This is a genomic window from Streptomyces sp. NPDC046887 (genome assembly GCF_040644755.1).
Taxonomy (GTDB): Bacteria; Actinomycetota; Actinomycetes; order Streptomycetales; family Streptomycetaceae; genus Streptomyces; species Streptomyces lichenis.
Genome location: NZ_JBEYXH010000009.1, coordinates 170307 through 185690, shown reverse-complemented (window position 1 = coordinate 185690; position 15384 = coordinate 170307). Strand labels below are relative to the sequence as shown.

Genomic DNA, 15384 nt, shown 5'->3' with positions numbered 1-15384 from the left:
GTCCGCCCGGCCCCGTGAGCGCAGTCCCTGCAGAGGAGCACGATCGACATGACGAAGACCGTCCACCACTACATCGGGGGCAAGACCGTCGAGGGGACGTCGGGGGAGTGGGGCCCGGTGACCGACCCGGCGACCGGGGTCGTGACCACCCGGGTCGCGCTGGCGGACACCGACGAGGTCGGCGCGGCCGTCGCGGCGGCCAAGGACGCGTACGCCACCTGGGGCACCTCCTCGCTGGCGCAGCGGACCGCCGTCCTCTTCCGTTACCGGGCGCTGCTGGACGCCCGCCGGGACGACATCGCCGCGCTGATCACCGCCGAGCACGGCAAGGTGCACTCCGACGCCCTGGGCGAGGTGGCGCGCGGCCTGGAGATCGTCGAGCTGGCCTGCGGGATCACCGTCCAGCTCAAGGGCGAGCTGTCCACCCAGGTGTCCAACCGGGTCGATGTGGCCGCGATCCGCCAGCCGCTCGGTGTGGTCGCCGGCATCACCCCGTTCAACTTCCCGGCCATGGTGCCGATGTGGATGTTCCCGCTGGCCGTCGCCTGCGGCAACACCTTCGTCCTCAAGCCGAGCGAGAAGGACCCCTCGGCCGCCAACCTGCTCGCCGAGCTGGCCTCCGAGGCGGGTCTGCCGGACGGCGTCCTCAACGTCGTCCACGGCGGCAAGACCGCGGTGGACGCCCTGCTCGCCCACCCGGACGTGGCCGCCGTCTCCTTCGTCGGCTCCACCCCGATCGCCCGGTACATCCACACCACCGCCTCCGCCAACGGCAAGCGGGTGCAGGCCCTCGGCGGCGCCAAGAACCACATGCTGGTGCTGCCCGACGCCGACCTGGACGCCGCCGCCGACGCGGCCGTCTCCGCCGCCTACGGCTCCGCCGGTGAGCGCTGCATGGCGATCTCCGCGGTCGTCGTGGTCGGCGCGATCGGCGACGAGCTGGTGGCGAAGATCCGCGAACGCGCCGAGAAGATCAAGATCGGCCCAGGCAACGACCCGGCCTCCGAGATGGGCCCGCTGATCACCGCCGCCCACCGCGACAAGGTCGCCTCCTATGTCACCGGCGCCGCCGCCCAGGGCGCCGAGGTCGTCCTCGACGGCACCGGTTACACCGTGGACGGCCACGAGGACGGCCACTGGATCGGCCTGTCCCTGCTGGACAAGGTCTCCACCGACTCCGACGCCTACCGCGACGAGATCTTCGGCCCGGTGCTGTGCGTGCTGCGCGCCGAGACCTACGAGGACGGTGTCGCCCTGATCAACGGCTCGCCGTTCGGCAACGGCACCGCGATCTTCACCCGCGACGGCGGCGCCGCCCGCCGCTTCCAGCTGGAGGTCCAGGCCGGCATGGTCGGCGTGAACGTCCCGATTCCGGTCCCGGTGGGCTACCACTCCTTCGGCGGCTGGAAGGACTCGCTCTTCGGCGACCACCACATCTACGGCAACGACGGCGTGCACTTCTACACCCGCGGCAAGGTCGTCACCACCCGCTGGCCCGACCCCTCCGACGCCCCGGCCGGCGTCGACCTCGGCTTCCCCCGCAACCACTGAGACCCCGGTGGCCGGGGGTGGTTCCCCGCTCCCGGCCGCTCGGCCTATTCCTCTCCCAAGACCGGATCTGCCATCCAGGGCAGGTGCTCCGGAACCACATCGGCGATCTCCGCGACGAGCCTGTCCCACGGCCCGAGGGCCAGCGCCTCCACGAGCAGTGCCCGCCCCCGCGCGGTGGCACCGAGCGACTGGGCGAGCGCCGCCAGCGTCCTGCTCCGGCGAGCGGGGTCGGTGACCGCGTCCGCCGCACGGCGCGCCTCCTCGTAGGCCCCCGCCCGGGAGATGGCGCCGACCAGCGCAGGCGCGGCCGCCTCCCGCACGTCGGAGGCACTGACCCGGTCGAGTAGCTGCCGGGCCCGCCCGACGTCACCGGCGGCGGCGAAACCCTGGGCGACTGTGGCGAGGGCGCGCTCGCGTAGGCGGGTGTCATCGATCGCCTCGGCGATCCGCAGAGCGCTGTCCCCCTCACCCCGACCGACCAGTCTGTCCACGGCGTAGGAGTGGATCTCGGATACCTCGTGACCAGGCAGGGTGCGGGTGACTTCCATGGCGGTCTCCGCATCACCGGCCGCGAGGAACGCCCTGGCGGCTGAGGAGCGGGCCCAGCTCCTTCGCGATGAACTGGTGAGGACGTGTGCCTGCCGGAGGATGTCCCGAGCTACTTCCCGAGCTGCCTCCGCACTGCCCATCTCCCCAAGCAACTCGGCTATGTCTGCCAGGACGTCGAAGCGCTCGTCCTCATCCATGTGCTCGGAAACCCGCGGAACGAGTTCGTCGAGTAACCCTTCCGCCTCCTCGCGGCGTCCGACGTGGTACATGCCCTGTGCGACGGCGGTGAGCGTCTCGATCTCGTGTGGTCCGAACTCCGCTGCCATCCGATGAAGACTCTGGACGAGTCGCTGCGCCACGTCGGGTTGCCCATGTAGCTCTGCGACTCTGACGATCTCGACCAGGTTCCCTTGCCGGACTCCGTTGGACCAGCCGCGCGCGAGGTCGGTGGCCAGCGCGACGACGGCCAGAGCTTGGTCGTCACAGTCGGCTTGGTGGAGGAAGTCGGCTGTCTCGACCAGCAATTGCGTCGGCCAACCCGGACCGCTCACATTCCGGACCGCGGACAGGCTCTGCTGATGCTGGGCGAGAACCCGCGAGACGTCTCCGGACCGGGCCGCCGCCGCGCCGACGGCATTGATCACCCGCATCCGCCGAATCGGACTGCTGATCTCCTCGCCGACTACCACCGCAGTGTCGAGGTCGCCCGTCTCCGCGATCGCCACGCCGATCTGGGACATCGCCTCGTCACCGTCGACCCCCTGACCGAGAAGACGGTCGACCAGCGATCTCGCCCGATCGAGGTGGCCCGTCGCCGCCAGGCCGCGGGCGACAATGGGGAGGACCCACCGCATATCGACGGGGTCGTCCAGCGTCAGTGCCGCCTTCGCCGACAACAAGGCCGCGTCGGACGCCTGAACCGCGAGTCGTGGTGCGGTGGCCAGGTGCCGAGCGGCCAGCGCCCGCGCTTGTGCTTGCTGGAAGGCCGTCGTCAGCGAGGCATGGGCGGCGCCCTCGCGTTCCAGCAACTCCCGTGCCTGACGATCGTCACCCAGCCGGGAGCGCGCGGCAGCCAGAGCCGCGTAGAAGACTGCCGCCGTGATCTGATCGTGCGCTTCCTCGACAGTGGCGACGATCTCTGCCGTGTCCGGTGCCAGCGGCGTGGCACCGGACACGGCGGGTGGAGCGGTGGTGTCCTTCTCCTTGTCGATCGGGTAGGTCTTCGCATGTTCCTCGACGGCGGCGACGAGCGCCTGCGCCCTCGACGCCGCGTCCTGCACCCGCCGTGCCGTCCGGATCGCCAGATCGTGCCGACCGGATTTCGCCAGTCCGATGGAGATGGCCTCCATAAATCGGTCCACCTCGCCAGGGCGGTCGAAGCCCTCGGCCAGCGCGAAGCCCTCATCCGGTGCGCCGGCGGCGGCGAGCACTCCGGCGATCGCACTCAGGGCTCGCACCCGGTCGTAGCGCTCCCGCCGCGAGTGCGCCATGCTCACCGCTCGCTCGACGTGCCCGAGCCGTGCCCACAGGGCGATCAGCTCGGGGGGAAGCCCGGCACTTCGCGCATGGAGCTGATCCCGGGCATCCGCGAGCCGCAGGGCGGCTTCGACACCCTGGTCAGCACTGTGCGAACCACCCACCAACTGATCGAAGACCGCCGCGATCTCGCCCAGGGCCTCCAGATCCGCCCCGGTGACCTGCCACAACCGCTCCTGCCGCCCGGCGTCGCAGACCAGTGCCACCAGCCGCTCGACCTCCCCGGCCTCGCGCAGCACCTGGGTGTAACCGCGCAGCAGGTACTCGGGCGTCTCCGGCGGCCAGCCCGCCTCCTGGTAGCGCCGCGCCCACCGGTGCAGACGTGACCGGTACTCCGCCAACTCCTCGTCGGTGACCAGCTCCGCCGCACTGCGCTGGATCTCCTCGTGCGCCAGTAGATACACCCCGGGTCCTGCCGCCTCCCAGTGCGCGGTCCGCCGCCGGAAGCTGCGCCCGGTGACCGCGGACAGCTCGCGCTCCACCAGCCGCTGCCTGCTCCCCGTCAACTCCGCCAGATCAGGTGCGCTGAGGCCACCGCCGGCTGCCACCGTCAGCCCCACCAGGTCCCGCCCGAGTCCGTCCCCGTCCAGCACCCGGAGCAGGTCCTGCTCCGCGTCCCAGCGCGCGGCCTGGGCGTGCTCCGACCGCTCCAGCCAGTGGTCGATCTCCCTGGTCCGCAGCGGGTGGTTCCCGGGCACGTCACCGGGGACAGGAGGGTGCGGGCGACCGGCCACCACCACACGCATGCCGTGCGGAAGGACCCGCGGCAGCAGCGCGGCGATGCCGTGGCAGTCCGGGCCCGGGGTCACCCCGCGGTCCTCGTCCAGGCCGTCCACCACGAGCACCAGCCGCCGCCCCCGGGACGCGGACAGCTCCGCCGCCCGGTTCATGGCCAGTCTCAGCTGCTCGTCGCGGGTGTACGGAGTGGTCAGCGGCTCCTCCTCGTCCAGCAGCGCGTACAGCTGCCGCTGGACCACCTCGCAGAAGGCGGCCGCGTCGTTCTGCCGTGCCAGCCGGGAGGTGATGAAGAACGCCACCAGATCGGTCCCGGGCGGCGGGTGCAGCACGAAATGGGCCAGCAGAGCCGACTTCCCCGTCCAGGCCGGAGCCAGCCAGCGCCAGTAGCCCGCACCCGGATCGGCCGACACCTCGGTGCCATCGGCGGCCGTGCAGAAGGCGGCCATCTCCGAGAGCTCGCTCTCACGTCCTCGGAAGTCGGCGGCGGAGATCGCCTCGACCTGGGTCAGATACCCCGACATGGCGACGCGCCGCTCCGCGAGGTGCACGGAGCCGTTGATCACCCCGCTGTTGGCGAGCGACAGCCGCCCGTGGGCGGACGCTCCGCCGGACGACCTGACCGAGGTCCGCCCACCGTCGACCATCGTGTACCGCTCCTCGTCCACCCATGGCCTGCTCCGCTACGGCCCTTGCCGGAAGCCGGTGTTGGCACTTCCCCCGTCCGACTCCGCGTCTCCGGTGCGTTCGACGGACACCGGGCCGCCTGCCTCACCGGACGACGGTGTCACGACGCCCGTGTTGGCCGTGCCACCGCCGGAGGCCGTGGCCTTCCCCGTCCTCGACACCCGGACGCCGGAGGACGAGGACGCGGACTGCCCGGACCCGGACAGGACCGCGTACACACTGGCCCCCAATGCGGCCAGACTGACGAAGGCGGAGACCACCCCGGCCACCTGGTCGGCCCGCTCCCAGCTCAGGAAGGCCAGCACACCCGCGAGCACCCCGATCGCCAGTCCTGTCACCGCCAGCACGACCCGTCGGCCACCGACCACGGTTCCCACCCCCACGGAATGCACCCGCCCGAGGTGCCAACGATACGTTCAACGGGCGTACGGAGGGCGGTTAGCCGACGGACTCCCACGCCACAACCGCCCGAATCAACGGCCGGCTAAATCGGTGGCCGATGCCCGAGCGCTCCGCGAAGGATGGAGCCATGGACCACGACCACCCGACCGACTCCGAACCCGAGCCCCGATTCCGCATCCGGGCGGCCCACACCGAGGACACCGTCACCGTCTACCAGGCGTACGGCCCGGAGATCGGCGCCCCGGCGGCCCGCACCGGCCGGTTCCCGGAGGTCTGGAAGCGGGACCGGATGACCTGGATCAAGCCCTCCTTCCTCTGGATGATGTACCGCTGCGGCTGGGCCACCAAGCCCGGCCAGGAGACGGTCCTGGCCGTCGACATCCGCCGGGACGGCTTCGAGTGGGCGCTGCGCCATGCCTGCCTCTCGCACCACGTCCCGGCGCTGCACGGCGACCGCGCGGGGTGGCAACGGCGGCTGCGCGAGGCCCCGGCCCGGGTGCAGTGGGACCCCGAGCGGAGCCTGCGACTGGGGCCGCTGCCCCACCGTTCGCTCCAGCTCGGCCTGGCGGGCGAGGCGTCCCGGCGGTACGCGGACGAGTGGACCGTCGCCATCAGGGATGTGACCCCGCTGGCCCACCGGGTCCATGAGCTCGTCCGCGCCGGCGAGATGGAGGCCGCAGCCCGGCTGCTCCCGCAGGAGCCTCCGTACCCGGTGGCCGACGGCCTGCTCGACCACCTCACCACGGGCGCCACGGATTTCGCCGCCGACCGCTACTCGGGATCGATGTCGCCGAAGTCCCAGGTCAGCATGGCGAACTCGCCGTCGTCCGCCGCCCCGGTGGAGCGGTAGGTCGCCAGGGCGGGATCGTTGCCGGTGTCCACGCCGACCCACATGTCGTAGCAGCCCCGCCGCCGGGCCTCGGTGGCCAGCGCCTGGGTCAGCGCCCGCCCGATGCCCCGCCGCCGGTGGGCCTCGTCCACCGACAGCTCGTAGAGGCACAGCTCGGTGCCCTTGTCCGGGTGCAGCATCTCGACGCCGGAGACCATCCCGGCCGGGAAGCCGTCCACATAGGCGATCAGCATCAGATGCCCGGGCGCGGCGAGGAACCGCTCGGCCCACTCCCGCCGGGCCGGTCCGTCGTAGAGGTGCTGGGCGGCGAGGAGTTCGCCGACCGTCGTCGCGCGGCGGATGTCCATACCCCGTCGTCCCCACCTTCGGCTCTCCGGCATACCGCGATCGCGGTACGGCGACGGTAGCGGGTACGACCTGAGGCTGCCTCCGCATTCCGCCCGGCGCCGCCGGGGACCGGTGAGCACCCCGTCTAGGCTGACGGTCATGCGAATCCGACTTCCGCGGTGGGCCGCGGTCACCGGCGTGCTCGCGGTGCTCGTGGGCACCGGCACCTGGACCGCCGCCGCCTCGGACGACCCGCCGCCCGTGCACCGCGCGGACCAGGTGCTCGCGATGGACGGGGCCAGGATCGACACCTCCTACTTCACCGCCGGGGACGGAGACGGGGAGGGGAGCGAGGACGGGGACGGCCGTCGGCCCGCGGTGCTGCTCGGCCATGGCTTCGGGGGCAGCAAGGAGGACGTGCGCGCGCAGGCCGAGGCGCTGGCCCGCGAGGGGTACGCCGTGCTCACCTGGTCCGCGCGCGGCTTCGGCCGCTCGACCGGGCGGATCGGCCTCAACGACCCCGCCTATGAGGTCAAGGACGTCTCGCGGCTGCTGGACTGGCTGGCGAAGCGCCCGGAGGTGCGGCTCGACAAGGCCGGGGACCCGCGCGTCGGGGTGTCGGGCTCCTCCTACGGAGGGGCGATCTCGCTGCTGGCGGCCGGGTACGACCCGCGGGTGGACGCCATCGCCCCGCAGATCACCTACTGGAACCTGGCGGACGCGCTCTTCCCCGACGGTGTCTTCAAGAAGCTGTGGGCGGGGATCTTCTTCTCCACCGGCACCACGGCCTCGGCCGCCGCCCCGGCTCGCCCGGACACCGAGGACCAGGGTCCCGGCACCGGCGAGCAGCAGGGCACAGGCGCCGGTGAGCAGTCGCAAGACGACGCGGGCGGCTCCGAGGGAGCGAACCGCCGGGCCGCGGCACGCGCGGCTGCCGCCGCGGCCGCCCCGGCGGCCTGCGGGCGCTTCCAGGACGTCCTGTGCGAGATGTACGAGCGGGTCGCCGTCAGCGGCACCCCGGACGCGGCCGCCCGGCGACTGCTCAAAGCGCGCAGCCCGTCCGCCGTCGGCGACCGGATCAAGGTCCCCGCGCTCATCGTGCAGGGCAAGTCCGACTCGCTCTTCCCGCTCTCGCACGCCGACGCGATGGCCAAGGCGATCCGCGCCAACGGCGCCCCGGTCGCCGTCGACTGGACCGTCGGCGGCCATGACGGAGGCGACCGCGAGACCGCCCGGGTCGAGCAGCGGATCACCCACTGGTTCGACCGCTATCTGAAGGGCGATGGTGCGGCCGACACCGGGCCCGCCTTCCGGACCAGCCGCACCGGTGGTGTCGACTCCACCGACGGGCAGGCCCAGCTGCGCGGCGCCACCGCGGACCGCTATCCCGGACTGCGCGACGGGACCCGGGACATCCCGCTCACCGGCCCGGCCGTGCCCTTCCGCAATCCGGCGGGCGGCACCCCGCCGGCCATCTCCTCGGTGCCCGGTCTCGGCGGCGGACTCTCCCAGCTGTCCTCCTTCGGCGTGGGCGGTCTCTCGCTCGACTTCCCCGGCCAGCACACCCGCTTCGACTCGGCCCCGCTGAGCGAGCCGCTGCGGATCACCGGCTCGCCCACCGTCCGGGTCTCGGTCAGCTCCGACGGCGGCGACGCGGTGCTGTTCGGCAAGGTGTACGACGTCGGCCCGGACGGGCGGCAGCAGGTGCTGCCCGCGCAACTCGTCACCCCGGTGCGTATCGAGGGCTCGGGCACCGCCGAGTCGGGCAAGACCGGCCCCGGATCCGGCAGGACCGGCACCGCCGCGACCGGCAAGGCGAGCGCGGCCTCCGACACCGCCGCGTCCGACACCGCCGCGTCCGGTAGGGCCGGGACCGGTAGGGCCGGGACCGGCTCCGACAAGGCCCCTGGTCGGGCCAGGACCGTCGAGCTCACCCTCCCCGCCATCGACCACGAGGTCGAGGCCGGGCACCGGCTGCGGCTGGTGCTGGCCGCCACCGACCTCGGCTACGCCTCTCCGGCCGCCCCCGCGAACTACATCGTCACCCTGGCCGGTGGCGGGCTCTCGGTGCCGACCGCTCCCGGTGTACGCGGCCAGGCCGCCGTACTGCCCTGGTGGGTCTGGGGCATGCCGGCCGGGGGTGCGGTGGTCGCCGCCCTCCTGCTGCTGACCGCCCGCCGCCGTACCGCCGCCCCCGCGCCCGACCCGGCCCTGGCCGCCGTACCGCTGACCATCACCGGGCTGACCAAGCGCTACGCGGGCTCCACCGATGTGCGCTACGCCGTACACGAACTCTCCTTCCGGGTGGAAAAGGGCCAGGTCCTGGGCCTGCTGGGGCCCAACGGAGCCGGCAAGACCACGACCCTGCGCATGCTGATGGGTCTGATCACCCCCGACGCGGGGGAGATCCGGGTGTTCGGCCACGCCATCCGGCCCGGCGCGCCGGTGCTGTCCCGGGTGGGCGCCTTCGTGGAGGGCGCCGGCTTCCTCCCGCATCTGTCCGGGCGGGAGAACCTGGAGCTGTACTGGCAGGCCACCGGCCGCCCCGCCGAGGACTCCCGGATGGACGAGGCCCTGGAGATCGCCGGCCTCGGTGACGCCCTGGCCCGCGCGGTGCGCACGTACTCGCAGGGCATGCGGCAGCGCCTCGCCATCGCCCAGGCCATGCTGGGCCTGCCCGATCTGCTCATCCTGGACGAGCCGACCAACGGGCTCGACCCGCCGCAGATCCGCGAGATGCGGGACGTGATGATCCGGTACGCGGCCGGTGGACGGACCGTCATCGTCTCCAGCCACCTCCTCTCCGAGGTCGAGCAGTCCTGTACGCATCTGGTGGTCATGGACCGGGGGCGCCTGGTCCAGGCCGGACCGGTCGCCAAGATCACCGGCGGCAGCGACACCCTGCTGGTCACCACCGACGGTGAGGTGGACGAGGCGGTGGCCGGCAAGGTCGCCGCGCTGCCCGGTATCGGTTCGGCGGTGCCCACCGAGGGCGGAATGCTCGTCCGGCTGGACGGCGGCACCACCCCCGCCGCCCTCATCGCCGAACTGGTCCGCCTCGATGTGCCGTTGACCGGAGTCGGCCCGCACCGCCGGCTGGAGGACGCGTTCCTCACCCTGATCGGAGGAGGAGGCTCCGCATGACCGCCGTCACCCCGCCCCCCGGCGGCCCCGCATCGCCGCCGCCCGGCGGCCCCGCACCATCGGCGCCCGGCACCCCGCCACCGTCGTCCCCCGGAGCCGGTACTCCGCCCCCCGGAGCCGGTACCCCACCCCCCGGGGCCGGCACTCCGCCCCCGCCGGCCTCCGGCTACCGCCCCGGCCGCACCCTGCCGCTGCGGGTGGAGGCCGTGCGCCAGCTGAAGCGCCGCCGCACCCTGGTGATGGGTCTCATCCTGACCGCGCTGCCGTTCGTCCTGATCGCCGCCTTCGCCATCGGCGGCGACCCGGGTGGCGAGGGCGGCGGGCGCCGGATCAACCTGATGGACACCGCCACCGCGTCGGGCGCCAACTTCGCCGCGACCTGCCTTTTCGTCTCCGCCGGCTTCCTCCTGGTGATCCCGGTGGCGCTGTTCTGCGGTGACACGGTCGCCTCCGAGGCGAACTGGTCCTCGCTGCGCTATCTGCTGGCCGCACCGGTGCCCCGGTCCCGGCTGCTGTGGTCGAAACTGGCGGTGGGGCTGGGCTTCAGCGCGGCGGCGATGGTGCTGCTGCCGGCCGTCGCCCTCGCGGCGGGCTCGGTCGCCTACGGCTGGGGCCCGTTGCGCATCCCCACCGGCGGGTCCCTGCCCCTGGGCGAGGCACTGCCCCGGCTGGCGCTGATCGTCGCGTTCGTCTTCGTCTCCCAACTGGTCACGGCGGGGCTCGCCTTCTGGCTGTCGACCCGGACCGACGCCCCGCTCGGCGCGGTCGGCGGCGCGGTGGGCCTGACGATCATCGGTAATGTGCTGGACGCGGTCACTGCCCTCGGCGACTGGCGGGAACTGCTGCCCGCGCACTGGCAGTTCGCCTGGGCGGACGCCCTCCAGCCGCAACTGGAGTGGGGCGGGATGGTCAAGGGAGCGGCGGTCTCGGTGACGTACGCCCTGGTCCTCTTCGCCCTGGCCTTCCGCGGCTTCGCCCGCAAGGACATCGTGTCCTGACCGGTCGGCCTCTCCCCGGGGGGCGGCCAGGGGCACCGTCAGAGCCAGCCACGGCGCATCGCCTCCGCTCCGGCCCGGAACCGGCTGGTGGTGCCGAGGGCCGCGAACAGCTCGCCCACCCGGCGGGTGTAGGTGCGGCCCGATATCCCCAGCCGGGCCGCGGCCGCCTCGTCGGTGAGGCCGGCCAGCAGCGCGTCCAGCACCGGTCTCAGATGCTCCGGCATGGCCCCCGCTTCCGACCCCGCCGCGCGCCCCGCCTCCCCTCCCACCCCCGCCCCCGCCCCGGGTGCCCGCGCTCCCGGCAGCGGGATCCGGTGTGTCAGCAGCTCCTCACCCGACTCCCACCAGGCCTGATGGGCCCGGACCAGGGCGTGCACCACCACCGGGTCGCGGATCAGCAGCATGCCGTTGTAGAGCAGTTCGAGATCGAGGGGGACGGCGGCCACGGTCCGGTCCACCACGATCATCTTGAACGGGATCGAGTCCGTGAGCCGGGCCTGACCGGGCGGCGGCCCCGAGCCGGAGGGCCCGCACAGGGCGGTGAGCGCGTCCCGCGCGTGGCGGGGCAGGACCCGGCGCACCGTCGGGACCCGCTCACCCGCCGTACGCGCGCAGTCTCCCGCCAACTGGAGGAAGGACGTCGGCAGCGAGCGCGCCGGGGACGCCACCGGATCGTCGAAGGTCAGCAGCTCGCGCCGGGCCGACTCGGCGAGCGCGGCGAGCGCCGCGCAGATCTGCCTGGTGCCGAGCACGGGCTGCCCGGACGGCCGAGGCGACCGGAGCGGCAACACCCGCACCACCGCCTCCGTATCCCTTCCTTCCGTATCCCTTCCGTCTGTACTCCTTCCGTCCGTACTCCTTCTATCCGTCCGGCCGAGTACGGCGCCCGGAACGTTGGCCATGATGACCACCCCCGTCATCCCCTTGGCATCGGCTGGAACTCACACAACTCCATGTACTCATGTGATAGCTCACCGTGACAAGAGCCAGCTCAGGGTTGGCTAGTCCTCGCCATTCCCGTCCCCTCCGGCACCTCTCCTCCCACCTCGGTCCTGCCGCCCCGCCCCACCCGCAAGGCTCTTCCGTAGACGGTCCGTTGCGGCATCGAGACGCTTCCGAAACCGGTCCGCGGGCACCGCCGGCCGACCGCCACCGTCACACTCCCAGACAGAACCGGCACCCCGGCCCGGTGGCCGGGGACACCACACTGACGGGGGACCCGGATGACGACACGCCACCGCACCACGACACCCACGCCGGCTCGGCGGCGTCCGCGAGCCGCCGCCGTCCCCCTGCTCGCCGCCGCCCTGCTGCTCGGCGGCTGCTCCGGTGAGCAGGGCGGCACCGGCACCGCGGACCGCGCCGCGCGGAAGAGCGGGGGAGGCAGCTCCGGTGCCTACGCGCCCCCCGCCCCGAACGCGCCCCAGGACGGCAAGGGCGGAGAAGCCGCCAAGGGCAGTGAGGGCGGAGCGGGCGAGCGGTTCCGTCCGGCGCCGCCCGCCGGGATGCTGTCCACCTTCGCGCTGGACGTGGACACCGCCTCGTACGGCTACGCGCGGCGCGTCCTCGCCGACGGCCGGCTGCCCGACCGGGAAACCGTCCGCCCCGAGGAGTTCGTCAACAGCTTCCGCCAGGACTACCCGCAGCCCGAGGGGTCCGGTTTCACGGTGACCGTGGACGGTGCCCGCACCAAGGCCGGCAACTGGTCACTCGTACGGGTCGGGATGGCCACCCGCACCGCCGACCGGCAGGGCCCCCGGCCGCCCGCCGCCCTGACCTTCGTCGTCGATGTCTCCGGCTCGATGGGCGACCCGGGCCGGCTCGACCTGGTCAAGGATTCCCTCGGCGTCCTCACCGGCCAGCTGCGCGACGACGACTCCGTGGCCCTGGTCACCTTCAGCGACCAGGCCGAGGTCCGGCTGCCGATGACCCCGCTGAAGGGCAACCGCGGGCGTGTCCGGGAGACCGTATCCGGCCTGGAGGTCTCCGCGTCCACCAATGTCGCGGCCGGGGTGCGCACCGGCTACGACACCGCCGTGGCCGGCCACCGCGCGGGAGCCACCAACCGGGTCGTGTTGCTGTCCGACGCGCTCGCCAACACCGGTGAGACCGACGCCCAGGCCATCCTGGAGCGCATCGCGGGCGACCGGCGCGAGTACGGCATCACCCTCTTCGGCGTCGGCGTCGGCAGCGAGTACGGCGACGCGCTGATGGAGCAGCTCGCCGACAGGGGCGACGGCCACACCACCTATGTCTCCACTCCGGAGCAGGCCCGCAAGGTCTTCGTCGACCAGCTCCCGGCCCATGTGGAGCTGCGGGCCAGGGACGCCAAGGCACAGGTCGCCTTCGACCCCGACCGCGTCGAGGAGTTCCGCCTCGTCGGGTACGAGAACCGTAAGGTCGCCGACGAGGACTTCCGCGACGATCGGGTGGACGGCGGCGAGGTGGGCCCCGGCCACCAGGTCACGGCCCTGTACGCGGTCCGCACCCGCCCCGGCGCCGACACGGGCCGGCTCGCCGAGGCCACCGTCCGCTGGCTCGACCCCGCCACACGCGCCCCGCGCGAACGGTCCGGCGCGCTGGACGCCAAGGCGCTCGCCCCCGCGCTCTGGAGCGCCGAGACCACGCCGGGCCTCCGGGTCGCCGCGGCGGCGGGCTACTTCGGCGACTCGCTGCGCGGCGGCGAACTCCCCGGCGCCCCCGGCCCGGGCGAACTGGCCGACCTGGCGGACGGCCTGGCCCGCACGACCGAGTCCAAGGTGGTCGCCGAACTCGCGGACTCCGTCCGCCGGGCGAACGGGCTGCGGGGGTGAGGCGGCCGGTATGAGGACCGGCGGGGTCTGTGGGGGACGGTCGGTGCCCTGTGCGGGCCCCGCACCTGGGCGACCCTCACCGCCCAGGGCGGATCCGGCGGTCCGGAACGCGGGTCGCTGTCCGGAGGGAACTTAATTCGGCGGCCGGTTGTCAGTGCCGGCTGCCATGATCTGGGACATGCCGAATCTGCTGCTGGGACTCGCCGTCGTCGCCACCGGGTTGTACGCGGGCTTCATGCTGATCTTCCAGACCGGGGTGATGCCCGCGTTCGCCCGGCTGGACGACGACCAGTTCGTCACCGCCATGCGCCGGGTCAACGAGTTCATGCCGCGGCCGGTCTTCCTGGCCGTGTTCGCCGGTGCGGTGGTCTTCCCGGCACTCGCCCTCGCGATACCGGTGGACGGGCGGTCGGCGGGTCAGACCTGGCTGGTGGTCGCCGGGCTGGTCGGCGCGGTGGCCAACCACCTGGTCACCATCGCGGGGAACGTCCCGCTGAACAACGCCCTGGCCGCCGCGTCCGGCAGCCCGTCCGGTCCGGCCCGGGCCGCGTTCGAGTCCCGGTGGAACACCCTCCACCGCATACGTACGCTGCTGATCACAGCCGCCTTCGCCCTGCTGGTGGCAGCCGCGGTGGTCTGACCGGCCGATCCGTCGGCCGAGCCGTCTTCCACCTCCGTCCTCTGTCTTCCGCCTCCGTCCTCCGCGCACTCCTGCGCTGTTTGCAGTACGGCCGGTGGCGGAGCCGGTCGCGCCGTGTCCGGATGGTCGGTAGGACCCTTGCGAATCCGAGGGTCCGCACCGGACGACCGACCGACGAGAACGGACCCCCACGTGATGCGCACCCACCGCTGGGCAGCGGCTACGGCCCTCACCTGCCTCGCGCTCAGCGGCCTGGCAGCCGCCCCCGCCTCCGCCGCCGGGCCCTCCTCCGAGGGCTCCGCCGCGCCCGTCCTGGACGAGGCCTTCGTACGCGCCTCCCACCAGGGCCACCTCACCGAGATCGCGGCGGGTGAGGACGGCCGGAAGCACGCGGTCTCCCCGTGTGTACGGGAGACCGGAGCGGCCCTGGTACGGGACCACACCCGGATGGACGCCAGCACCAAGGCGCTGGCCGAGAAGCTGGGCGTGGACCTGCCACCGGCGCCGACCGCCGAACAGCAGGCGCTGCTCGCCGGACTGATGGCCGAGCACGGGAAGGCCGGATACGACGCGGCCTGGCTCACCGCGCTCGCCGGTGCGCACGAGAAGACCCTCGACCGTATCGACACCCAGATCGCCAAGGGGAAGAACGCCCAGGTCATCGCGGCGGCCAAGGCGGTGCGTCCGATCGTCGCCTCCCATCTGGACATGGTCCGGGGCGGCACCTGCCACTACACCACCGGCCCCAAGGCGATCCACGCCGGAGCGGGCGGGCAGTCCGCGACCCTGGCCGCCGGTGTGCCGGTCGCGGTCGCCGTGCCGGTCCTGGCGGTCGGTGGCCTCGTGGTCGCGGCCGGCGCGTTCTGGGCCGCCGCCCGTCTGCGCCGCAACGACAACCGCTGAGCGCGTGCGCCCCCGCCCACCCCGCCGACCGGCTGACGGGGCCGGGCCACCGACCGGTCAGGGACCAGCCATGCGACTACGCACCCCCCGAACGCTCATACCCCGGTACCTCATAGGGGGACCAGCGCGCTCCGGCCCGGCCACCCGGTCCGGTCCGGCGGTCCCGCTCGCCGGTTTCGCTCCGGGCCGCCTGACCCGGCGAGGCCGGCGGATCCATCTCCGTGGCACCGGCGGCACCGCAGCCGACTG

11 protein-coding genes are annotated in these 15384 nt (G+C 73.2%); 7 read left to right on the top strand and 4 right to left on the bottom strand.

Features of this window, described 5'->3' with window-relative positions; translation table 11 throughout:
* The first annotated feature begins 48 nt into the window (after positions 1 to 48).
* Positions 49 to 1551, top strand: a complete 1503-nt coding sequence (locus tag ABZ945_RS12300; protein ID WP_361267391.1) for a CoA-acylating methylmalonate-semialdehyde dehydrogenase — start codon at positions 49 to 51, stop codon at positions 1549 to 1551.
* Between the two features lie 44 nt (positions 1552 to 1595).
* Here ABZ945_RS12300 and ABZ945_RS12295 read toward each other — a convergent pair whose 3' ends face one another.
* Together ABZ945_RS12295 and ABZ945_RS12290 are read right to left on the bottom strand one after the other, a co-directional pair.
* Complete coding sequence (locus tag ABZ945_RS12295; RefSeq protein WP_361267389.1) at positions 1596 to 5039, bottom strand: hypothetical protein; 3444 nt, start codon at positions 5037 to 5039, stop codon at positions 1596 to 1598.
* A gap of 15 nt (positions 5040 to 5054) precedes the next feature.
* Positions 5055 to 5441 carry a hypothetical protein gene (locus ABZ945_RS12290; RefSeq protein ID WP_361267387.1) on the bottom strand — a complete coding sequence of 129 codons (387 nt, stop codon included), beginning with the start codon at positions 5439 to 5441 and terminating at the stop codon, positions 5055 to 5057.
* A gap of 146 nt (positions 5442 to 5587) precedes the next feature.
* On the opposite strand from ABZ945_RS12290, the gene ABZ945_RS12285 reads away from it, so the two are divergent.
* Complete coding sequence (locus ABZ945_RS12285; RefSeq protein ID WP_361267385.1) at positions 5588 to 6310, top strand: DUF4291 domain-containing protein; 723 nt, start codon at positions 5588 to 5590, stop codon at positions 6308 to 6310.
* Here ABZ945_RS12285 and ABZ945_RS12280 read toward each other — a convergent pair.
* The gene (locus ABZ945_RS12280; RefSeq protein WP_361267383.1) at positions 6232 to 6657 is read right to left on the bottom strand and encodes a GNAT family N-acetyltransferase; all 426 of its coding nucleotides are present in this window, start codon (positions 6655 to 6657) and stop codon (positions 6232 to 6234) included. The genes ABZ945_RS12285 and ABZ945_RS12280 overlap by 79 nt on opposite strands.
* A gap of 139 nt (positions 6658 to 6796) precedes the next feature.
* Here ABZ945_RS12280 and ABZ945_RS12275 point away from each other — a divergent pair, with 139 nt between their 5' ends.
* Entirely contained in the window at positions 6797 to 9781 is a 2985-nt protein-coding gene (locus ABZ945_RS12275) for an alpha/beta fold hydrolase (RefSeq protein ID WP_361267381.1), read from the top strand.
* A gap of 185 nt (positions 9782 to 9966) precedes the next feature.
* Complete coding sequence (locus ABZ945_RS12270) at positions 9967 to 10779, top strand: ABC transporter permease (protein ID WP_361267478.1); 813 nt, start codon at positions 9967 to 9969, stop codon at positions 10777 to 10779.
* Positions 10780 to 10817: 38 nt separating this feature from the next.
* Here the strand turns inward: ABZ945_RS12270 and ABZ945_RS12265 are convergent, their stop codons facing one another.
* The gene (locus ABZ945_RS12265) at positions 10818 to 11531 is read right to left on the bottom strand and encodes a DNA-binding response regulator (protein ID WP_361267379.1); all 714 of its coding nucleotides are present in this window, start codon (positions 11529 to 11531) and stop codon (positions 10818 to 10820) included.
* A 471-nt stretch (positions 11532 to 12002) separates the two neighbouring features.
* Here ABZ945_RS12265 and ABZ945_RS12260 point away from each other — a divergent pair, with 471 nt between their 5' ends.
* The 3 genes from ABZ945_RS12260 (at position 12003) to ABZ945_RS12250 (ending at position 15135) form a co-directional block, all read left to right on the top strand.
* A complete protein-coding gene (locus ABZ945_RS12260) occupies positions 12003 to 13592 on the top strand; it encodes a von Willebrand factor type A domain-containing protein (protein WP_361267377.1) in 1590 nt (529 codons plus the stop codon).
* Between the two features lie 178 nt (positions 13593 to 13770).
* On the top strand, positions 13771 to 14232 hold the full coding sequence (locus ABZ945_RS12255) for an anthrone oxygenase family protein (protein ID WP_361267375.1): 462 nt from the start codon (positions 13771 to 13773) through the stop codon (positions 14230 to 14232).
* A 195-nt stretch (positions 14233 to 14427) separates the two neighbouring features.
* Positions 14428 to 15135, top strand: a complete 708-nt coding sequence (locus ABZ945_RS12250; protein WP_361267476.1) for a DUF4142 domain-containing protein — start codon at positions 14428 to 14430, stop codon at positions 15133 to 15135.
* Positions 15136 to 15384: the final 249 nt, after the last annotated feature.

Coding starts and splice junctions, on each gene's coding strand:
- ABZ945_RS12260 (WP_361267377.1), top strand. CDS start 12,003: ATGACGACACGCCACCGCACCACGACACCCACGCCGGCTCGGCGGCGT.
- ABZ945_RS12255 (WP_361267375.1), top strand. CDS start 13,771: ATGCCGAATCTGCTGCTGGGACTCGCCGTCGTCGCCACCGGGTTGTAC.
- ABZ945_RS12250 (WP_361267476.1), top strand. CDS start 14,428: ATGCGCACCCACCGCTGGGCAGCGGCTACGGCCCTCACCTGCCTCGCG.
- ABZ945_RS12300 (WP_361267391.1), top strand. CDS start 49: ATGACGAAGACCGTCCACCACTACATCGGGGGCAAGACCGTCGAGGGG.
- ABZ945_RS12280 (WP_361267383.1), bottom strand. CDS start 6,657: ATGGACATCCGCCGCGCGACGACGGTCGGCGAACTCCTCGCCGCCCAG.
- ABZ945_RS12285 (WP_361267385.1), top strand. CDS start 5,588: ATGGACCACGACCACCCGACCGACTCCGAACCCGAGCCCCGATTCCGC.
- ABZ945_RS12275 (WP_361267381.1), top strand. CDS start 6,797: ATGCGAATCCGACTTCCGCGGTGGGCCGCGGTCACCGGCGTGCTCGCG.